Annotated in this window: 19 protein-coding genes; 11 read left to right on the forward strand and 8 right to left on the reverse strand. The window is 69.9% G+C overall.

Translation table 11 applies throughout. From position 1 onward, the window contains the following. Positions 1-6: 6 nt before the first annotated feature. From pgl to tkt, 5 genes are read right to left on the reverse strand one after another with little or no spacing between them, the layout of a single operon-like run. Positions 7-789: a 6-phosphogluconolactonase gene (gene pgl, locus IA22_RS0105160; RefSeq protein ID WP_014156898.1), complete on the reverse strand. Its 783-nt coding sequence runs from the start codon at positions 787-789 to the stop codon at positions 7-9. Then, complete coding sequence (gene opcA, locus IA22_RS0105165) at positions 786-1817, reverse strand: glucose-6-phosphate dehydrogenase assembly protein OpcA (RefSeq protein ID WP_014156899.1); 1032 nt, start codon at positions 1815-1817, stop codon at positions 786-788. Before opcA ends, pgl begins: the two co-directional genes overlap by 4 nt. Next, positions 1814-3346 (reverse strand): glucose-6-phosphate dehydrogenase, encoded by a 1533-nt coding sequence (gene zwf / locus IA22_RS0105170; protein WP_014156900.1) that lies wholly within the window; start codon positions 3344-3346, stop codon positions 1814-1816. The genes opcA and zwf overlap by 4 nt, the downstream gene beginning before the upstream one ends. 5 nt (positions 3347-3351) lie before the next feature. After that, a complete protein-coding gene (tal, locus tag IA22_RS0105175; protein ID WP_030122859.1) occupies positions 3352-4470 on the reverse strand; it encodes a transaldolase in 1119 nt (372 codons plus the stop codon). A gap of 34 nt (positions 4471-4504) precedes the next feature. Next, a complete protein-coding gene (gene tkt / locus IA22_RS0105180) occupies positions 4505-6592 on the reverse strand; it encodes a transketolase (RefSeq protein ID WP_030122860.1) in 2088 nt (695 codons plus the stop codon). 292 nt (positions 6593-6884) lie between these two features. Here tkt and IA22_RS0105185 point away from each other — a divergent pair, with 292 nt between their 5' ends. Both IA22_RS0105185 and IA22_RS0105190 read left to right on the forward strand, forming a co-directional pair. Then, entirely contained in the window at positions 6885-7832 is a 948-nt protein-coding gene (locus IA22_RS0105185; RefSeq protein WP_014156903.1) for a heme o synthase, read from the forward strand. Positions 7833-7932: 100 nt separating this feature from the next. Then, a complete protein-coding gene (locus IA22_RS0105190) occupies positions 7933-8298 on the forward strand; it encodes a hypothetical protein (RefSeq protein WP_014156904.1) in 366 nt (121 codons plus the stop codon). Between the two features lie 85 nt (positions 8299-8383). Here the strand turns inward: IA22_RS0105190 and IA22_RS0105195 are convergent, their stop codons facing one another. The 3 genes from IA22_RS0105195 to IA22_RS0105205 form a co-directional block, all read right to left on the reverse strand. Then, positions 8384-9364, reverse strand: a complete 981-nt coding sequence (locus IA22_RS0105195; RefSeq protein ID WP_030122861.1) for a COX15/CtaA family protein — start codon at positions 9362-9364, stop codon at positions 8384-8386. Positions 9365-9455: 91 nt separating this feature from the next. Beyond that, the gene (locus tag IA22_RS0105200; RefSeq protein ID WP_030122862.1) at positions 9456-10223 is read right to left on the reverse strand and encodes an ABC transporter permease; all 768 of its coding nucleotides are present in this window, start codon (positions 10221-10223) and stop codon (positions 9456-9458) included. Further along, positions 10220-11146 carry an ABC transporter ATP-binding protein gene (locus IA22_RS0105205; protein ID WP_015576731.1) on the reverse strand — a complete coding sequence of 309 codons (927 nt, stop codon included), beginning with the start codon at positions 11144-11146 and terminating at the stop codon, positions 10220-10222. The genes IA22_RS0105200 and IA22_RS0105205 overlap by 4 nt, the downstream gene beginning before the upstream one ends. A gap of 256 nt (positions 11147-11402) precedes the next feature. On the opposite strand from IA22_RS0105205, the gene IA22_RS0105210 reads away from it, so the two are divergent. The 9 genes from IA22_RS0105210 (at position 11403) to IA22_RS0105250 (ending at position 19591) form a co-directional block, all read left to right on the forward strand. Then, entirely contained in the window at positions 11403-12152 is a 750-nt protein-coding gene (locus tag IA22_RS0105210) for a helix-turn-helix transcriptional regulator (RefSeq protein ID WP_014156908.1), read from the forward strand. Further along, on the forward strand, positions 12149-13570 hold the full coding sequence (gene sufB / locus IA22_RS0105215) for a Fe-S cluster assembly protein SufB (RefSeq protein ID WP_014156909.1): 1422 nt from the start codon (positions 12149-12151) through the stop codon (positions 13568-13570). The genes IA22_RS0105210 and sufB overlap by 4 nt, the downstream gene beginning before the upstream one ends. 67 nt (positions 13571-13637) lie before the next feature. Further along, the gene (sufD, locus tag IA22_RS0105220; protein ID WP_014156910.1) at positions 13638-14819 is read left to right on the forward strand and encodes a Fe-S cluster assembly protein SufD; all 1182 of its coding nucleotides are present in this window, start codon (positions 13638-13640) and stop codon (positions 14817-14819) included. Between the two features lies 1 nt (position 14820). After that, positions 14821-15138 carry a bifunctional 3-phenylpropionate/cinnamic acid dioxygenase ferredoxin subunit gene (locus tag IA22_RS0105225; protein ID WP_014156911.1) on the forward strand — a complete coding sequence of 106 codons (318 nt, stop codon included), beginning with the start codon at positions 14821-14823 and terminating at the stop codon, positions 15136-15138. Positions 15139-15145: 7 nt separating this feature from the next. Further along, positions 15146-15910 carry a Fe-S cluster assembly ATPase SufC gene (gene sufC / locus IA22_RS0105230; RefSeq protein ID WP_014156912.1) on the forward strand — a complete coding sequence of 255 codons (765 nt, stop codon included), beginning with the start codon at positions 15146-15148 and terminating at the stop codon, positions 15908-15910. Next, entirely contained in the window at positions 15907-17175 is a 1269-nt protein-coding gene (locus tag IA22_RS0105235; protein ID WP_014156913.1) for a cysteine desulfurase, read from the forward strand. The genes sufC and IA22_RS0105235 overlap by 4 nt, the downstream gene beginning before the upstream one ends. An 18-nt stretch (positions 17176-17193) precedes the next feature. Continuing rightward, on the forward strand, positions 17194-17649 hold the full coding sequence (gene sufU, locus IA22_RS0105240; protein ID WP_014156914.1) for a Fe-S cluster assembly sulfur transfer protein SufU: 456 nt from the start codon (positions 17194-17196) through the stop codon (positions 17647-17649). Continuing rightward, on the forward strand, positions 17646-17984 hold the full coding sequence (locus IA22_RS0105245; RefSeq protein ID WP_014156915.1) for a metal-sulfur cluster assembly factor: 339 nt from the start codon (positions 17646-17648) through the stop codon (positions 17982-17984). Before sufU ends, IA22_RS0105245 begins: the two co-directional genes overlap by 4 nt. Before the next feature lie 212 nt (positions 17985-18196). Continuing rightward, the gene (locus tag IA22_RS0105250; RefSeq protein WP_030122863.1) at positions 18197-19591 is read left to right on the forward strand and encodes a DUF3616 domain-containing protein; all 1395 of its coding nucleotides are present in this window, start codon (positions 18197-18199) and stop codon (positions 19589-19591) included. Positions 19592-19606: the final 15 nt, after the last annotated feature.

Here is a 19606-nt window from a genome sequence, read left to right on the forward strand (position 1 = left end):
GACGTACTACGCCGACGCGGGCGGGTACAGCGCGCGCGGCAGCTTCGAGGCCGCCGCGGCGTCCAGCAGCCACAGCGTGCGGCTGCGGCCGTAGGCCCCGGCCGCCGGTGCCTGGATCTCCCCGGCCCCGGACAGCGCGATCTCCGCCGCCTCGGCCTTGTCCTCACCCGCGGCCAGCAGCCACACCTCACGCGCCGCCCGGATGGCGGGCAGCGTGAGCGAGACACGGGTGGGCGGCGGCTTGGGGGCGCCGTGCACACCGACCACGGTGCGCTCGGTCTCCCGCACCGCGGGCAGCTCCGGGAAGAGCGACGCGACATGGGTGTCCGGGCCGACGCCCAGCATCAGCACGTCGAACGTCGGGACGGGCCCGTGGTCCTCCGGCCCCGCCGCGGCGGCGAGCTCCGCCGCGTACCCCGCGGCGGCGGAGTCGGCGTCCCCGCCGTGGGGTCCGTCGGACGCGGGCATCGCGTGGATCCGGGAGGGGTCCAGAGCCACCTTGTCCAGCAGGGCCTCACGGGCCTGCGTGACATTGCGTTCCGGATCCCCCTCGGGCAGGAACCGCTCGTCGCCCCACCACAGATCGAGCCGCGACCAGTCGATCGCGTCCCGCGCCGGAGAGGCGGCCAGCGCGGCCAGCAGGCCGTTGCCGTTGCGCCCGCCGGTGAGGACCACCGAGGCGGAACCGCGGGCGGCCTGGGCGTCCACGATCTTCGTGATCAGCCTGGCCGCCGCGGCCTGGGCCATCAGCTCCTTGTCGCGGTGCACGACGAGCTGCGGGGCACTCACTTCGACGCCGCCTTCTTGGCCGCCGCCTTCTTCGCGGCCGGAGCGGCGGCGCCCGCGGGCTCCTGCCGCTTCTGACCCGAACCGACGGACGACGCCTCCGTGGGACCGCCGAGGCGCTCCACACCGAACTTCACCGTCGACTCGTAGATGTTGTCCGGGTCCAGCCGGCGCAGTTCCTCCGCGAGGAGCTCGGCGGTCTCCCGCCGCTTCAGCGCGACCGCGCGGTCCGGCTGGCCGGCCATGCAGAGCGTCGCCAGGGAACCGTCGGGACGGTCCAGGACGATCACGCCGTTCTTGGTCTCCAGCCGCACCGCCGTGAGACCGGGACCACCGGAGAGGGTGCGCTCGACCGGGACGCCGAGCCGGTCCGCGAGCCACATCGCGAGCAGTTCGCAGCTCGGGTTGTCGGACTCGCCCTCCACCGTCGCCGAGATGACCTGGGCGGGCTGCTGGTCGAGCGCCGCCGCCAGCATGGAACGCCAGGGCGTGATGCGCGTCCAGGCCAGGTCGGTGTCCCCGGGCCGGTACGTCGCCGCGCGCACCGACAGCTCGTCGAGCGGGTGCTCGGCCGAGTAGGTGTCGGTGATGCGGCGCTGGGCGAGCGCGCCCAGCGGGTCCTTGGCCGGATCCGCCGGAGCGTCCTCGGGCCACCACGCCACCACCGGGGCGTCCGGCAGCAGCAGCGGCAGGACGACGGACTGGGCGTGGTTGGCCAGCTCCCCGTGCAGACGCAGGACGACCGTCTCGCCCGAGCCGGCGTCGGAGCCGACCCGGATCTCGGCGTCGAGCCGGGCGTCGCGGCGCGCCCGCGGCGAACGGCTGACCCTCTTGATCACCACGATGATCCGCGAGGGGTGCTCGCGCGAGGAGTCGTTCGCCGCCTTGAGGGCGTCGTACGCGTTCTCCTCGTCCGTGACGATGACGAGGGTGAGCACCATGCCGACGGCGGGGGAGCCGATGTCACGGCGGGCCGAGATGAGGGCCTGGTTGATCTTGCTGGACGTGGTTTCCGTGAGATCGATCTTCATGGCCGGCGCCAGCTCCGTCCGTCGCGTGCGAGCATGTCGTCGGCCTCGGCCGGACCCCAGGTGCCGGCCGCGTACCGGGCGGGCTTGCCGTGCTTGTCCCAGTACTCCTCGATCGGGTCGAGGATGTTCCAGGAGAGCTCGACCTCCTGGTGGCGCGGGAAGAGGTTGGCGTCGCCGAGCAGGACATCGAGGATGAGCCGCTCGTACGCCTCCGGGCTGGACTCCGTGAAGGACTCGCCGTAGGCGAAGTCCATCGTGACGTCGCGGACCTCCATGGAGGTGCCGGGCACCTTGGAGCCGAAACGCACGGTGACACCCTCGTCCGGCTGCACCCGGATGACCAGGGCGTTCCCGCCCAGCTCCTCCGTCGCACCGGACTCGAAGGGCAGATACGGGGCCCGCTTGAAGACGACCGCGATCTCCGTGACCCTGCGGCCGAGCCGCTTGCCGGTACGCAGGTAGAACGGCACCCCGGCCCAGCGGCGGTTGTTGATCGTCAGCTTGATCGCGGCGAAGGTGTCCGTCTTCGACTTGGGGTCGATGCCGTCCTCCTCGAGGTAGCCGGGCACCTCCTGACCGCCCTGCCACGCGTGCGTGTACTGCCCGCGCACCGTGTGGCTGCCCAGGTCCTCGGGCAGCTCGACCGCCGTGAGCACCTTGAGCTTCTCGGCGACCAAGGCCTTCGGGTGGAAGGAGCCGGGCTCCTCCATCGCCGTCAGCGCCAGCAGCTGGAGCAGGTGGTTCTGGATGACGTCACGGGCGGCGCCGATGCCGTCGTAGTACCCGGCGCGGCCGCCGATGCCGATGTCCTCGGCCATCGTGATCTGGACGTGGTCGACGTACGACCTGTTCCAGATCGGCTCCCACATGGTGTTGGCGAAACGGAGGGCCAGGATGTTCTGGACCGTCTCCTTGCCGAGGTAGTGGTCGATGCGGAAGACCTCGTTCGGCGGGAACACGTCGTGCACGAGCTGGTTCAGCTCCTGCGCGCTCCCGAGGTCGTGACCGAACGGCTTCTCGATGACGGCCCGCCGCCAGCTGCCCTCCTTCTGGTCGGCCAGCCCGTGCTTCTTGAGCTGCTGGACGACCTTGGGGAAAAACTTCGGCGGCACGGAGAGGTAGAAGGCGAAGTTGCCGCCCGTGCCCTGCGCCTTGTCGAGTTCCTCGATCGTGGACCTGAGGGTCTCGAACGCGTCGTCGTCGTCGAAGTTGCCCTGGACGAAGCGCATGCCCTGGCTGAGCTGCTGCCAGACCTCTTCGCGGAACGGGGTGCGGGAGTGCTCTTTGACGGCGTCGTGGACGACCTGGGCGAAGTCCTCGTCCTCCCAGTCGCGGCGCGCGAAACCGATGAGCGAGAAGCCCGGCGGCAGCAGGCCGCGATTGGCCAGGTCGTAGACAGCGGGCATCAGCTTTTTACGGGACAAATCGCCCGTGACGCCAAAGATCACCAGGCCCGACGGCCCCGCGATGCGCGGGAGCCGTCGGTCCTGTGCGTCACGGAGCGGGTTGGCTCCGGGAACACCAGACAAGGTGGTCAGCCCTCCGAAGGAGCGAGGCGCTTGAGCTCGGCCTCGGTGGAGTTGAGCAGGTCGATCCAGGCGGCTTCGAACTTCTCGACGCCCTCGTCCTCCAGCAGCTGGACGACGTCGTCGTAGCTGACCCCGAGCTTCTTGATCGCGTCGAGGTCGGCACGGGCCTGGTCGTAACGGCCGGCGACGGTGTTGCCGGTGATCTCCCCATGGTCGGCCACGGCGTCCAGCGTCGCCTCCGGCATGGTGTTGACCGTGTTCGGCGCGACCAGGTCGTCGACGTACAGGGTGTCCTTGAGGGACGGGTCCTTCACACCGGTGGAGGCCCACAGCGGGCGCTGCTTGTTGGCCTGCGCCTTGTCCAGGGCGGCCCAGCGGTCGCTGCCGAAGACCTCCTCGTACGCCTCGTAGGCCAGACGGGCGTTGGCGAGGGCGGACTTGCCCTTCGCGGCCTTCGCCTCGTCGGTGCCGACCGCGTCCAGGCGCTTGTCGATCTCGGTGTCCACGCGGGACACGAAGAAGGACGCCACTGAGTGGATCTCGGAGAGGTCCAGGCCCGCGGCCTTGGCCTTCTCCAGGCCCGCCAGGTAGGCGTCCATGACCTCGCGGTAACGCTCCAGCGAGAAGATCAGCGTGACGTTGACGCTGATGCCCTTGCCGATGACCTCGGTGATCGCCGGCAGGCCGGCCCTGGTCGCCGGGATCTTGATGAGCGTGTTCGGCCGGTCCACCAGCCATGCCAGCTGCTTGGCCTCGGCCACCGTCGCCAGGGTGTTGTGGGCCAGGCGCGGGTCGACCTCGATGGAGACCCGGCCGTCCTGTCCGCCGGTGGCGTCGAAGACGGGGCGCAGGATGTCGGCGGCGTCACGGACGTCCGCCGTCGTGATCATGCGGATGGCTTCCTCGACGGTGACCTTGCGGGCGGCGAGGTCCGTGAGCTGCTGGTCGTAGCCGTCGCCCTGCGAGATCGCCTTCTGGAAGATCGAAGGGTTGGTCGTGACACCCACGACGTGGCTCTGGTCGATCAGCTCGGCCAGGTTGCCGGACGTGATCCTCTTACGGGACAGGTCGTCCAGCCAGATCGCCACGCCCTCGTCGGAGAGGCGCTTGAGTGCGTCTGTCATGAGAATTGCATCTCCTACTAGTCGTGTGATCGCGTCAGCGCGCGGCGGCGGCGATAGATTCCCGGGCGGCTTCCGCCACGTGCGCGGCGGTGAAGCCGAACTCGCGGAAGAGGACCTTGGCGTCCGCCGACGCACCGAAGTGCTCCAGCGAGACGATCCGGCCCGCGTCGCCCACGTAGCGGTACCAGGTGAGACCGATGCCCGCCTCGACGGCGACCCGGGCCTTCACGGACGGCGGCAGCACGCTGTCCTTGTACGCCCGGTCCTGCTCCTCGAACCACTCGACACACGGCATCGAGACCACACGGGTCGGTACACCGGCCGCCTGGAGCTCGTCACGCGCCTCGACGGCCAGCTGGACCTCGGAACCCGTGGCGATCAGAACGGCCTGGGCCTCGCCGCCCTCGGCGTCGAGGAGCACGTAGCCGCCCTTGGCGGCGTTCTCGTTCGCCGCGTAGGTGGGCAGGCCCTGGCGGGACAGCGCCAGACCGTGCGGGGCGCTCTTCCCGAAGTCCTTCTTGCCGCGCTTGAGGATCTCGCGCCAGGCGATGGTCGTCTCGTTGGCGTCCGCCGGGCGGACGACGTTGAGACCCGGGATCGCCCGCAGCGAGGCCAGGTGCTCGACCGGCTGGTGCGTCGGGCCGTCCTCGCCGAGGCCGATGGAGTCGTGCGTCCACACGTACGTCACCGGGAGGTGCATCAGCGCGGACAGCCGGACGGCGTTGCGCATGTAGTCGGAGAACACCAGGAAGGTGCCGCCGTAGATACGGGTGTTGCCGTGCAGCGCGATGCCGTTCATGGCCGCGGCCATGGAGTGCTCGCGGATGCCGAAGTGGATCGTCCGGCCGTACGGGTCGGCCTCGGGCAGCGGGTTGCCGGCCGGGAGGAACGACGACGTCTTGTCGATCGTGGTGTTGTTCGAGCCCGCGAGGTCGGCGGAGCCGCCCCACAGCTCGGGGATCACACCGCCGAGCGCCTGCAGGACCTTGCCGGAGGCGGCACGCGTGGCGACGCCGTGACCGGCCTCGAAGACGGGGAGCTCGTCCTCCCAGCCCGCGGGCAGCTCACCGGCGGCGATGCGGTCGAAGTCCGCCGCGCGCTCCGGGTTGGCGGTGCGCCACGCGGCGAAGCCCTTCTCCCACTCGGCCTTGGCCTCGCGGCCGCGGTCCAGCGCCTCACGGGTGTGGGCGATGACCTCGTCGGAGACCTCGAAGGTCTTCTCCGGGTCGAAGCCGAGCACCCGCTTCGTGGCGGCGATCTCGTCGTCGCCGAGGGCCGAGCCGTGCGCGGCCTCGGTGTTCTGGGCGTTCGGGGCGGGCCAGGCGATGATCGAGCGGGCCGCGATGAACGACGGGCGCTCGGTCTCGGCCTTGGCGGCCAGCAGCGCGCGGTGCAGGCCCTCGGGGTCGAGGTCGCCGCTGGGCAGCTGGTCCACGCGCTGGACGTGCCAGCCGTAGGACTCGTAACGCTTCAGGGTGTCCTCGGAGACCGCGGTCTCCGTGTCGCCCTCGATCGAGATGTGGTTGTCGTCCCACAGCAGCACCAGGTTGCCGAGCTTCTGGTGGCCGGCCAGCGAGGACGCCTCGGCCGAGATGCCCTCCTGGAGGCAGCCGTCACCGGCGATGACCCAGATGGTGTGGTCGAACGGGGAGGTGCCCGCGGCGGCCTGCGGGTCGAAGAGACCGCGCTCGTACCGGGCGGCCATCGCCATGCCCACGGCGTTGGCGACGCCCTGGCCCAGCGGGCCGGTCGTCGTCTCGACACCGGTGGTGTGGCCGTACTCCGGGTGACCGGGCGTCCTGGAGCCCCAGGTGCGGAACGCCTTCAGGTCGTCCAGTTCCAGGCCGTACCCGGCGAGGTAGAGCTGGATGTACAGCGTCAGGCTGGAGTGGCCCGCGGAGAGTACGAACCGGTCGCGTCCGGTCCACTCCGCGTCCGCCGGGTCGTGGCGCATCACCTTCTGGAAGAGGGTGTACGCGGCAGGAGCGAGGCTCATCGCCGTACCCGGGTGGCCGTTTCCGACCTTCTGTACGGCGTCCGCGGCCAGGACGCGGACGGTGTCCACGGCCCGCTGGTCCAATTCGGTCCACTGGAGGTCTGTGGTGGTCGGCTTGGTGCTCACCCTGAGTCAGGGCTCCTCTCCACTGTTCGTAAACCGGTGACTGGTTACCGCACCGGGCATTGTCGAGCCTACCCCCGTCGCAAGACCGTACTTCTGCCCTTTCCACAGTGCGGGCGACCTGCGGAGTTCGCCTCCCGTATGAGCGCCGCCGTTCACTTCTGCGCCACCCCAACACGACCCCACCCCCGCGAAGGACGGCGTATGCCCAACGTCTACAGTGGTCTGGTTCGCGCAAGTCTTTACCGGGCCTTCCCGCCCGGAGCTTGCTGGGATTTCTCTGTCAGGGGTGTGCGTGACGGCCGTCGAGTCCCGACCCGCAGGGGTCGCCTTGACTCCGAGCCCAGTGGGCCAGCGCCCGTTCGGGGCCCGCATCAAGGCATTCGTGGCTCTTACCAAGCCGCGCATCATCGAGCTGCTGCTGATCACCACCGTTCCGGTGATGTTCCTCGCCGCTCAGGGCGTGCCCGATCTTTGGCTCGTAGTGACCACCACCATCGGCGGATATCTCTCCGCGGGCGGTGCCAATGCGCTCAACATGTATATCGACCGTGACATCGACGCGCTGATGGACCGTACGTCCCAGCGCCCGCTGGTCACCGGCATGGTGAGCCCTCGTGAGTGCCTTGCCTTCGGAATCGCCCTGGCGGTGATTTCCACCGTGTGGTTCGGACTGCTCGTCAACTGGCTGTCCGCGGCGCTCGCACTCGGCGCACTTCTGTTCTATGTCGTCATCTACACGATGCTGCTGAAGCGCCGTACCTCCCAGAACATCGTCTGGGGCGGAATCGCCGGCTGCATGCCGGTGCTCATCGGCTGGTCCGCCGTGACGAATTCGATGAGCTGGGCCGCGGTCATTCTTTTCGCGGTGATCTTCTTCTGGACGCCGCCGCACTACTGGCCGCTTTCGATGAAGGTCAAGGACGACTACGCCCGCGTCGGCGTCCCGATGCTCCCGGTCGTCGCCTCCAACCAGGTGGTCGCCCGCCAGATCGTGGTCTACAGCTGGGTGATGGTCGGTGTCTCGCTCCTGCTGACCCCGCTGGGCTACACCGGGTGGTTCTACACCCTGGTGGCCGTACTGACCGGCGGATTCTGGCTCTGGGAGGCCCACGGCCTGCAGAACCGGGCCAAGTCCGGCGTCACCGGCGCCAAGCTCAAGGAGATGCGGCTGTTCCACTGGTCCATCACCTATGTCTCGCTCCTCTTCGTCGCCGTCGCGGTGGACCCCTTCCTGAGGTAGTCCCGCACGCGCAGAGGCTCCGCCGACGGGCGGGGGACGTGGCCGACGCCACGCCCCCCGCCCGTCGCCAGTCGATCTACCCGTCGGTAGCATCCTGACCATGGCAGAGACGGCAGAGCCTCAGACCCAGCAGACGGACGACAAGCACGCGGCCCGCGCCGAGCGCAGGGCTGCGAAGCTCGCCAGGCAGATCAACACCTTCGCCGAGGCGCACGGCGGTGCCGAGGGGCAGCTCGCCCACCTCGGGCGGATGGGCACCCGCATCGTGCTGGTCGGTGAGGACGGCGGCTGGGGCGACCTGGTCGCCCCCTCCTACGCGGTGGCCGAGAACGCCACGCGCAAGGCTGGCATCACCGTCCACGAGGACTTCGACGGCGAGTTCGCGGCCAAGGTCCGCACGGGCCCGTACGAGTGGTCCCGGATGGCGGGCATCCAGGTCGGCGGCCCGTCCAACGACAAGGGCTGACTCACCCGGTACCGGTACGACGAAGAGCCGCTGTCGTCCCGCCCCTCAGGGGCGCGACGACAGCGGCTCTCGTATGTCCGCGCGGTCAGACGGCCGCGGCGTGCTCCGGCTGCTGTCCGCTCGCCGGAGCGGGGATGCCGGGGCCGCCCGCCGGCCGCTCGCGCAGCGACAGGAGCAGCCGCATGACCGCGATCCACATCAGGGACGAGCCGAGCATGTGGATCCCGACCAGGATCTCGGGTACGTCGCTGAAGTACTGCACGTAGCCGATGGCGCCCTGTGCCAGCAGCACCAGCAGCAGGTCACGGGCGCGGGCCCGGGTGTCGGCGGGGGCGTCCACGACGCGCAGGGCGAAGAACATCGCGACGGCCAGGGCGCAGACGACCCAGGCCGCGACGGCGTGGACGTGTGCGGCGGCGCTCCAGTCCCACGGCATGCGCGGGACGTCGCTGCTGTCGCCGGCGTGCTTGCCCGAGCCGGTCACCGTGGTGCCGAGCACCATCAGCAGGACCGTGGCGGCGACGACGGCCCAGGACAGCTGCCGCACCGGGCGGGGGGCGCGCGGGCGCGGCGCGCCGTCGCCCTCGCCGATCCGCACCCAGGTGATCACGGCCACCGTGAGCAGGCAGTTGGCGAGCAGGAAGTGCCCGGCCACCGACCACGGGTTGAGTCCGGCCCAGACGGTGATCCCGCCGATGACGGCGTTCCCCATCACCAGCCAGAACTGCGACCAGGCGAGGCGCGTGAGACCGCGCCTGCGGGGCTTCAGGGAGCGCGCCGCGATGATCGCCCAGCCGACCGCGGCCGACAGGACGTAGGTCAGCATCCGGTTGCCGAACTCGATGGCGCCGTGCAGACCCTGCTCGGGGGTGGCGAAGAGGCTGTCGTCGGTGCACTTGGGCCAGGTGTCGCAGCCCAGGCCCGATCCGGTCAGCCGGACCGCACCGCCCGTGACGATGATGAAGACGCTCATCACCACCGCGGCGAGCGCCGCTCGCTTGGCCGTCTTCGCCGACGGGGTCCAGCGCTTGGCGATGTAGGAGATGGGGGTTTCCACGCGCCCTATCGTAAGGAACGGCTTGTGCAAGTTTTCACGAGGGGTGGGCATTCCCGGGTGAGCCCGGACATTGTCGCGGGACGGCGCCCCGGGAGGGCCCTCACTCCCAGCGGAAGAACCGCGCCGCCGCGCCCAGCCCCAGCACCGCCCAGACGGCCAGGACCGCCGCGTCGCCCCACGGCATCGCGGCGCCGTGCTGCAGGACGTCCCTGAGCCCGTCGGAGAGCGCTGAGATCGGCAGCAGGCCCAGGGCCGACTGTGCCGCCTCCGGGAACCTGTCCAGCGGCACGACGACGCCGCCGCCGACCAGCAGCAGCAGGAAGACCAGGTTGGCGGCGGCCAGCGTCGCCTCGGCCTTCAGCGTCCCCGCCATCAGCAGCCCCAGCCCGGAGAAGGCCACGGTGCCCAGGACCAGCAGCAGCAGGACGGAGAACGGGTTCCCCTGCGGCGACCAGCCAAGCGCGAAGGCGATCACCGTCAGCAGGACGACCTGCAGCACCTCCGTGACCAGCACCGAGAGGGTCTTGGCCGTCATCAGGCCCCAGCGGGGCAGCGGCGAGGCGCCCAGCCGCTTGAGGACGCCGTAGCGGCGTTCGAAACCGGTGGCGATGGCCTGGCCCGTGAAGGCCGTGGACATCACCGCGAGCGCCAGGATGCCCGGCGTCAGGAAATCGACCGCCTCACCCGCGCCCGTGTCGACGACGTCGACCGCGCTGAACAGGACGAGCAGCAGCGCCGGGATGACCACGGTGAGCAGCAGCTGCTCGCCGTTGCGCAGGAGCATCCGCGTCTCCAGCGCGGCCTGGGCCGCGATCATGCGGTGCAGCGGGGCGGCGCCGGGGCGCGGGGTGTACGTACCGGCGCTCATGCGCGCAGCTCCTTGCCGGTCAGTTCCAGGAAGACGTCCTCGAGGGTGTGCCGCTCCACCGCGATGCCGTCGGGCATCACGCCGTTCTGGGCGCACCAGGAGGTGACGGTCGCCAGCAGCTCCGGGTCGATCCGCCCGGTGATGCGGTAGGCGCCGCCGGTCAGCTCCGCGGCCTCGCTGCCGTCGGGCAGCGCCTTCAGCAGCGAGCCGAGGTCCAGGCCGGGGCGCCCGGTGAAGCGCAGGGTGTTCTCCGCGCCGCCGCGGCACAGCCGCTCCGGGCTGCCCTGGGCGATGACCCGCCCCGCGTCGATGACGGCGACGTCGTCGGCGAGCTCCTCGGCCTCGTCCATGAAGTGCGTGGTGAGGACGACGGACACCCCGTCGGTGCGCAGCTCCCGGATCAGGTCCCAGGTCGCGCGGCGGGCCTGCGGGTCGAGGCCCGCCGTCGGCTCGTCCAGGAACACCAGCTCGGGGCGGCCGACGACGGCCATGGCCAGGGCGAGGCGCTGCTGCTGTCCGCCGGAGAGCCGGCGGTAGGTGGTCCGGCCGCAGCTGCCGAGTCCGAGGCGCTCGACGAGCGGGCCGACGTCCAGCGGGTCGGCGTGGAGCTTGGCCATGTGGCGCAGCATCTCCTCGGCGCGGGCGCCGGAGTAGACGCCGCCGGACTGCAGCATCACGCCGATCCGGGGGCGGAGCGCGGCCGCGTCCGCGACCGGGTCCAGGCCGAGGACCCGCACGGTTCCGCCGTCCGGCCGGCGGTAGCCCTCGCATGTCTCGATCGTGGTGGTCTTGCCGGCGCCGTTGGGGCCGAGGACCGCGGTCACCGCGCCCGCCGAGACCTCCAGGTCGAGGCCGTCGACCGCTGTCCTGGTGCCGTACCTCTTGACCAGGCCCCTGGCCTGTACGACGGGCTCACTGCTCATGGCGGGCAAGTCTAGGCTGGCGGGAAAGGGGTCCGGCGCGCCGGGTTCCCCCCTGTGTCCGGACGTGTCCGGAGCGTCGTGCCGGGGCCCGGGAGCCCCGCGTCCCCCGGAGGTCCGCGACGGCGCCCACCTGCGAAGGGCTGCCGAGATCATCCGTTTCCGCAGGTCAACTTAGGTCTGCCTTAGTGATGAAGGGCACCGCGCCCGGTCACGGGGCGGGTTGTCAGGCCCGGAGGAATTACGCAACAATGGCGTTGTGAAATACGTTGGCGAGGCTCCTCAGGAGGAACTCGCGACCGGTGAGCGCTCGACGCGCAACCGGGTCGCGCGCTCCATCCTGGACCACGGCCCGTCCACCGCCGCCGACCTGGCGAAGCGGGTCGGCCTGACGCAGGCGGCCGTACGCCGTCATCTCGACACCCTCGTCTCCGACGACGTGGTCGAGGCCCGCGAGCAGCGGGTGTACGGCACGCGGACCCGTGGCCGTCCGGCCAAGGTCTTCGCGCTCACCGACTGCGGCCGGGACGCGTTCGACCAGTCCTACGACAAGCTCGCCGCCGACGCGCTCCGCTGGATCGCCGACACCGCCGGGGACGAGGCGCTCGTCGCCTTCGCCCGCGCCAGGATGGCCTCCCAGTCCGAGACGTACCGGGCCGTGATCGAGGCCGCGGACCCCGAGGCCCGCACCCAGGCCTTGGCCAAGGCCTTGTCGGCCGACGGGTACGCTGCTACGGCGCGCAGCGCGCCGGGGCCCCAGCAGGGCGAGCAGTTGTGCCAGCACCACTGCCCGGTCGCGCACGTAGCGGAGCAGTTCCCGCAGCTGTGCGAGGCGGAGACGGAGTTCTTCTCCAGTCTGCTCGGGACCCATGTGCAGCGTCTCGCCACCCTCGCCCACGGCGACGGCGTGTGCACGACGTTCGTTCCGCGCGGCAGCCCCACGGCACCACAGACTTCACAGACCACTCATTCAGCATCCGCAAGCACGGCCGGGAGGAACCCCGCATGACGCTCCCCACGGAGACTGCCCACCCTGAGCTCGAGGGCCTGGGCACGTACGAGTTCGGCTGGGCCGACTCCGACGCGGCAGGCGCGGCGGCGAAGCGCGGCCTGTCCGAAGCTGTCGTCCGCGACATCTCGGAGAAGAAGAACGAGCCGGAGTGGATGCTCAAGCTCCGGCTCAAGGGCCTGAAGCTGTTCGACAAGAAGCCGATGCCGAACTGGGGCTCGGACCTGTCGGGGATCGACTTCGACAACATCAAGTACTTCGTCCGGTCGACGGAGAAGCAGGCGGAGTCCTGGGAGGACCTGCCCGAGGACATCAAGAACACGTACGACAAGCTCGGCATCCCCGAGGCGGAGAAGCAGCGCCTCGTCGCCGGTGTCGCCGCGCAGTACGAGTCCGAGGTGGTCTACCACCAGATCAACGAGGAGCTCGAGTCGCAGGGTGTCATCTTCATGGACACCGACACCGCGCTCAAGGAGCACCCGGAGCTCTTCAAGGAGTACTTCGGCACCGTCATCCCCGTCGGTGACAACAAGTTCGCCTCGCTGAACTCCGCCGTGTGGTCCGGCGGCTCCTTCATCTACGTGCCGAAGGGCGTGCACGTCGAGATCCCGCTCCAGGCCTACTTCCGTATCAACACGGAGAACATGGGCCAGTTCGAGCGGACGCTGATCATCGTCGACGAGGACGCCTACGTCCACTACGTCGAGGGCTGCACCGCGCCGATCTACTCCTCGGACTCGCTGCACTCCGCGGTCGTCGAGATCATCGTGAAGAAGGGCGGCCGCTGCCGCTACACGACCATCCAGAACTGGTCGAACAACGTCTACAACCTGGTCACCAAGCGCGCCGTGGCGTACGAGGGCGCGACCATGGAGTGGGTCGACGGCAACATCGGCTCCAAGGTCACCATGAAGTACCCGGCCGTCTACCTCATGGGCGAGCACGCCAAGGGCGAGACCCTGTCCATCGCCTTCGCGGGCGAGGGCCAGCACCAGGACGCCGGCGCCAAGATGGTCCACATGGCACCGAACACCTCCTCCAACATCGTCTCCAAGTCGGTGGCGCGAGGCGGTGGCCGCACCTCCTACCGCGGTCTCATCGAGATCGGCGAGGGTGCGCCCGGCGCCAAGTCCAACGTGCTGTGCGACGCGCTGCTCGTGGACACCATCTCCCGCTCCGACACCTACCCCTACGTGGACGTCCGCGAGGACGACGTGTCGATGGGCCACGAGGCGACCGTCTCCAAGGTCTCCGAGGACCAGCTCTTCTACCTGATGAGCCGCGGCATGACGGAGTTCGAGGCCATGGCGATGATCGTGCGCGGCTTCGTCGAGCCGATCGCCAAGGAGCTGCCGATGGAGTACGCGCTCGAGCTCAACCGGCTGATCGAGCTGCAGATGGAGGGCTCGGTCGGCTAGTACGGCGCCGCCGTCCGCCGATCGTCCCCGAGAGTTCTTGACTGAGAAAGCGAGCACTACGACAGCCATGGCTGAGGCTCAGAACATCCCTGCGGGCTCCACCACCGCCGGGTCCATCGCGGTGGCGGCAGAGTCCACCGTCGCCACGCGCATGAGCGCGCCCCCGTCCTTCGACGTCGCGGACTTCCCGGTCCCGCACGGCCGCGAGGAGGAGTGGCGGTTCACGCCGCTGGAGCGACTGCGCGGCCTGCACGACGGCACCGCCGTCGCCACCGGTGACGGTGTCAAGGTCGTCGTCGAGGCGCCCTCGGGCGTCACCGTCGAGACCGTGGGCCGCGACGACGCGCGGCTCGGCAAGGCGGGCACCCCGGTGGACCGGGTCGCCGCCCAGGCGTACTCGTCCTTCCAGCACGCCTCGGTCGTCACGGTCGCCAAGGAGGCCGTGCTCAGCGAGCCGGTCCGGATCACCGTGCACGGCGAGGGCGGTGTGGCCTACGGCCACCAGGTCGTCGAGCTGGGTGCCTTCGCCGAGGCCGTCGTCGTCATCGACCACACCGGTGACGCCGTGCTCGCGGCCAACGTCGACTACGTCCTGGGCGACGGTGCCAAGCTCACCGTCGTCTCCGTCCAGGACTGGGACGACACGGCCGTCCACGTCGGCCAGCACAACGCGCTGGTCGGCCGCGACGCCTCGTTCAAGTCGATCGTGGTGACCTTTGGCGGGGACCTCGTCCGTCTCCACCCGCGGGTCGCCTACGCCGCCCCCGGCGGGGAGGCCGAGCTCTTCGGCCTCTACTTCACCGACAAGGGCCAGCACCAGGAGCACCGCCTCCTGGTCGACCACAACACGCCGCACTGCAAGTCCAACGCGGTGTACAAGGGCGCGCTCCAGGGCGACGACGCCCACGCCGTGTGGATCGGTGACGTGCTCATCCAGGCCGCCGCCGAGGGGACCGACACCTACGAGATGAACCGGAACCTGGTTCTGACCGACGGTGCCCGGGTCGACTCCGTACCGAACCTGGAGATCGAGACCGGCGAGATCGTCGGTGCCGGCCACGCCTCGGCGACCGGCCGCTTCGACGACGAGCAGCTGTTCTACCTGCAGTCCCGCGGCATCCCGGCCGAGGAGGCCCGCCGGCTCGTCGTGCGCGGCTTCTTCGCCGAGCTGGTCCAGCAGATCGGCCTTCCGGACGTCGAGGCCCGGCTCCTCGACAAGATCGAGGCCGAGCTGAAGGCGTCGGTCTGAGATGGCCTTCGTCAAAGCCTGTGCGCTGAGCGAGCTGGAGGACGACACCCCGAAGCGGGTGGAGCTCGACGGCACGCCGGTCTCCGTCGTCCGCACCGAGGGCGAGGTGTTCGCGATCAACGACATCTGCTCGCACGCGAACGTCTCGCTCTCGGAGGGCGAGGTGGAGGACTGCGCGATCGAGTGCTGGCTGCACGGATCGAGCTTCGACCTCCGCACCGGCAAGCCGTCCGGTCTTCCCGCGACGCGCCCCGTCCCCGTATACCCCGTAAAGATCGAAGGGGACGATGTGCTCGTCTCCGTCACCCAGGAGTCCTGAGTCACCCATGGCAACGCTTGAAATCCGCGACCTGCACGTCTCCGTCGAGGCCGACAACGCCACGAAGGAGATCCTCAAGGGCGTCGACCTGACCGTGAAGCAGGGCGAGACGCACGCCATCATGGGCCCGAACGGGTCCGGCAAGTCCACCCTCGCCTACTCGCTCGCGGGTCACCCCAAGTACACGATCACGAGCGGCACGGTGACCCTGGACGGCGAGGACGTCCTGGAGATGTCCGTCGACGAGCGGGCCCGCGCCGGCCTGTTCCTCGCCATGCAGTACCCGGTCGAGATCCCCGGTGTCTCGGTCTCCAACTTCCTGCGCACCTCCGCCACCGCCGTCCGTGGCGAGGCCCCCAAGCTGCGTACGTGGGTCAAGGAGGTCAAGGAGACGATGGCCGAGCTCCAGATGGACCCCTCCTTCGCCGAGCGCAACGTCAACGAGGGCTTCTCCGGCGGTGAGAAGAAGCGCCACGAGATCCTCCAGCTGGAGCTCCTCAAGCCGAAGGTCGCGATCCTCGACGAGACCGACTCCGGCCTGGACGTCGACGCCCTGCGCGTCGTCTCCGAGGGCGTCAACCGGGTCCGTGAGGGCGGCGAGGTCGGCACCCTGCTGATCACCCACTACACGCGGATCCTCCGCTACATCAAGCCCGACTTCGTGCACGTCTTCGCCAACGGCCGCATCGCCGAGTCCGGCGGTGCCGAGCTGGCCGACAAGCTGGAGAACGAGGGCTACGAGGCATATGTGAAGGGTGGCGCTTCCGCGTGACTGACGCCCGACAGGGGCTCTCCGGCCTCCTCGACACCGAGGCGATCCGCAAGGACTTCCCGATCCTGGACCGCACGGTCCACGACGGCAAGAAGATCGTGTACCTGGACAGCGCGGCGACCTCGCAGAAACCGCGCCAGGTGCTCGACGCCCTCAGTGCGTACTACGAGCGGCACAACGCCAACGTCCACCGCGGTGTGTACACCATCGCGGAGGAGGCCACCGCGCTGTACGAAGGCGCCCGCGACAAGGTCGCCGCCTTCATCAACGCTCCCAGCCGCAACGAGGTGATCTTCACCAAGAACGCCTCGGAGTCGCTCAACCTCGTCGCGAACATGCTCGGCTGGGCGGACGAGCCCTACCGGGTCGACAGCGACACCGAGATCGTCACCACGGAGATGGAGCACCACTCCAACATCGTGCCGTGGCAGCTGCTCTCGCAGCGCACCGGCGCGAAGCTGAAGTGGTTCGGCATCACCGACGACGGCCGCCTCGACCTGTCCAACATCGACGAGATCATCACGGAGAAGACGAAGATCGTCTCCTTCACCCTGGTCTCCAACATCATGGGCACGGTCAACCCGGTCGAGACGATCGTCCGCCGCGCCCAGCAGGTCGGTGCGCTGGTCTGCATCGACGCCTCGCAGGCGGCCCCGCACATGGTGCTCGACGTGCAGGCGCTGCAGGCCGACTTCGTGGCCTTCACCGGTCACAAGATGGTCGGCCCGACGGGCATCGGCGTGCTCTGGGGACGGCAGGAGCTCCTGGAGGACCTGCCGCCCTTCCTCGGCGGCGGCGAGATGATCGAGACCGTGTCGATGCACTCGTCGACGTACGCGCCGGCTCCGCACAAGTTCGAGGCGGGAACGCCCCCGATCGCGCAGGCCGTCGGCCTCGGCGCGGCCGTGGACTACCTCTCGGCCATCGGTATGGAGAACATCCACCGCCACGAGCAGGCCATCACCGAGTACGCGGTGCGCCGGCTCCTGGAGGTCCCGGACCTCAGGATCATCGGTCCGGCGACGGCCGAGGACCGCGGGGCGACGATCTCCTTCACGCTCGGCGACATCCACCCCCACGACGTGGGGCAGGTGCTCGACGAGCAGGGCATCGCCGTCCGGGTCGGACACCACTGCGCACGGCCGGTCTGCCTGCGGTACGGAATTCCTGCGACGACGCGAGCGTCGTTCTATCTGTACTCCACGCCGGCCGAGGTCGACGCCCTGGTGGACGGGCTGGAGCACGTGCGGAACTTTTTCGGTTAGACGGCAGAGGGTTGACTGGTGAAGCTTGATTCCATGTACCAGGAAGTGATCCTGGACCACTACAAGCACCCCCACGGGCGTGGCCTGCGGGACGGCGACGCCGAGGTGCACCACGTCAACCCGACGTGCGGCGACGAGATCACGCTCCGCGTGAAGTACGACGGAGAGACCGTCGCCGACGTCAGTTACGAGGGTCAGGGCTGCTCCATCAGCCAGGCCAGCGCCTCCGTGCTCAACGAGCTGCTGGTGGGCAAGGAGCTCGGCGAGGCGCAGAGGATCCAGGAGACCTTCCTGGAACTGATGCAGTCCAAGGGTCAGCTGGAGCCGGACGACGCGATGGAGGAGGTGCTGGAGGACGCGGTCGCGTTCGCCGGTGTCTCCAAGTACCCGGCCCGGGTCAAGTGCGCGCTGCTGAGCTGGATGGCGTGGAAGGACGCGACGGCGCAGGCGCTGTCCGAAGGGAAGACCGCATGAGCGAGAACGAGACTCTCACGACCAAGCCGGCCTCCGAGGAGGAGGTCCGCGAGGCGCTGTACGACGTGGTCGACCCCGAGCTGGGGATCGACGTCGTCAACCTGGGCCTGATCTACGGCATCCACATCGACGACGCCAACATCGCCACCCTCGACATGACGCTGACGTCCGCGGCCTGCCCGCTGACCGACGTCATCGAGGACCAGGCGAAGTCCGCGACCGACGGCATCGTCAACGAGCTGCGGATCAACTGGGTCTGGATGCCGCCGTGGGGCCCGGACAAGATCACCGACGACGGCCGTGAGCAGCTCCGCGCGCTCGGCTTCAACGTCTGATCGACCTCCCGCTCCACCCGTGCGAACGGCCGTGGCCGCCAGTCCTCCTGGCGGCCACGGCCGTTCGCCGTTCCGCACGCGTCCGGGGCACGGAGGCCGCGCGCCCTCACGGGCGTCCCGTGCTGTTCGTCCGCCGTACCCGTGCCGTGCCCCCGCCGTTGGCGCCGGGGACGGAGCCTGCTCCTCGACACCACGCCGACGAGAGGCACGCCGTGCTGCACCAGCTTCCGCTCCAGAACCGCAGGGCGGCCTTCGCCGCCGCCGGGATCCTCGTACTGGCCGCGCCGGTCGGCAACGTTCCCGCGCACGCCGCGGGTTACGGGACCCCGACGATCGCCCTGTCGGCGTCCTACCTGTCCGGCGCGGTCGGTGCCACGGGAGACCCGACGGCCGCCGTGACCGTCGCGCAGAGCGGCGCCGACGTCTCGGCGCTCACCGTGACCGCCTCCGCCAGCTCCAGGTCCTCGGTGGCCGCGGTCTCCGACGTGACCGTCACCGGCACCGGTGCCACCCGGCAGGTCTCCGTCGGTGCCCACGCCCGTGGGTACACCGACCTCACCCTGAAGGTCACCGGGCTCGGCGGGAAGACCGCGACCACGGTGCTGCACTACGCCGCGTCGGCCGCCGTGCAGAACTCGTCCGGCACCCGCTGGGCGACCGGCTCGTCGGACGCCTCGGCGGCCGTCGACGTAGGCGGCGGGTACGCGGTGGTGGCGGACGACGAGTCCAACACCCTGCGCCTCTACGACCTCTCGGTCTCCGGCGCCCCCGTGCGGACCTGGGACGTCGCCTCGAAGCTCGGGGTGAGCAAGGAGATCGACATCGAGGGGGCCGCACGGGTGGGGAACACCGTCTACTGGACGGGATCGCTCGGCAACAACAAGGACGGCGAGTACAAGTCCGCCCGCAACACCGTCTTCGCCACGACCGTGACCGGCTCCGGCGCCGCCACCCAGCTGACGGTCGGCGGCTCGTACCAGAGGCTCCGCGACGACCTGGTCGCCTGGGACGAGGCGAACGGGGACCGGTTCGGCTTCGCCGCGGGCACCGAGGACGGCCAGGCGCCCAAGCAGATCGACGGATTCAACGTCGAGGGACTGGAGTTCGCGCCCGGCTCGACGACCACCGCGTACGTCGGCTTCCGCGCGCCCCTGGTTCCGCCGAAGGCCGGCGGCAAGGCGCTCCTGGTGCCCGTGACCAACTTCGACAAGGTCGCCGGCAGCGGGGCGAAGGCCGTGTTCGGTACGCCGGTCCAGCTGGACCTCGGCGGGCTGACCATCCGTGACATCCGGAAGAACGCCGCCGACCAGTACCTGATCGTGGCCGGGTCCTGGGCGGCCGACGACAACTCCGACCCCTACGCCCTCTACCGCTGGGACGGCGTCGCCGGACACGCGCCGGTGAAGGTCACCGAGCTGCCCACCACCGACCCGGGCGGCTGGGAGGCCGTCGTCTCGGTGCCGGACCTGACGGCCGCCGGGGCCCGTGCCCAGGTGATCACCGACGCCGGGGCGGCCGATCTCTACGGTGACGGCACCGAGGCGAAGGACCTCGGCCACGCCGAGTGGAAGAAGTCCCGCGCCACCTGGTTCACCGTGGGCGGCTGACCCGCTCCGCCCCGC

It is taken from the genome of Kitasatospora papulosa (assembly GCF_000717245.1).
Classification (GTDB): domain Bacteria; phylum Actinomycetota; class Actinomycetes; order Streptomycetales; family Streptomycetaceae; genus Streptomyces; species Streptomyces papulosus.

What these genes read in the sequence shown, in the direction of transcription:
- IA22_RS0105245 (WP_014156915.1), top strand. Translation starts at nt 17,646, where the DNA reads ATGAGCGAGAACGAGACTCTCACGACCAAGCCGGCCTCCGAGGAGGAG.
- IA22_RS0105200 (WP_030122862.1), bottom strand. Translation starts at nt 10,223, where the DNA reads ATGAGCGCCGGTACGTACACCCCGCGCCCCGGCGCCGCCCCGCTGCAC.
- tal (WP_030122859.1), bottom strand. Translation starts at nt 4,470, where the DNA reads ATGACAGACGCACTCAAGCGCCTCTCCGACGAGGGCGTGGCGATCTGG.
- opcA (WP_014156899.1), bottom strand. Translation starts at nt 1,817, where the DNA reads ATGAAGATCGATCTCACGGAAACCACGTCCAGCAAGATCAACCAGGCC.
- sufB (WP_014156909.1), top strand. Translation starts at nt 12,149, where the DNA reads ATGACGCTCCCCACGGAGACTGCCCACCCTGAGCTCGAGGGCCTGGGC.
- sufD (WP_014156910.1), top strand. Translation starts at nt 13,638, where the DNA reads ATGGCTGAGGCTCAGAACATCCCTGCGGGCTCCACCACCGCCGGGTCC.
- IA22_RS0105225 (WP_014156911.1), top strand. Translation starts at nt 14,821, where the DNA reads ATGGCCTTCGTCAAAGCCTGTGCGCTGAGCGAGCTGGAGGACGACACC.
- IA22_RS0105205 (WP_015576731.1), bottom strand. Translation starts at nt 11,146, where the DNA reads ATGAGCAGTGAGCCCGTCGTACAGGCCAGGGGCCTGGTCAAGAGGTAC.
- sufC (WP_014156912.1), top strand. Translation starts at nt 15,146, where the DNA reads ATGGCAACGCTTGAAATCCGCGACCTGCACGTCTCCGTCGAGGCCGAC.
- IA22_RS0105190 (WP_014156904.1), top strand. Translation starts at nt 7,933, where the DNA reads ATGGCAGAGACGGCAGAGCCTCAGACCCAGCAGACGGACGACAAGCAC.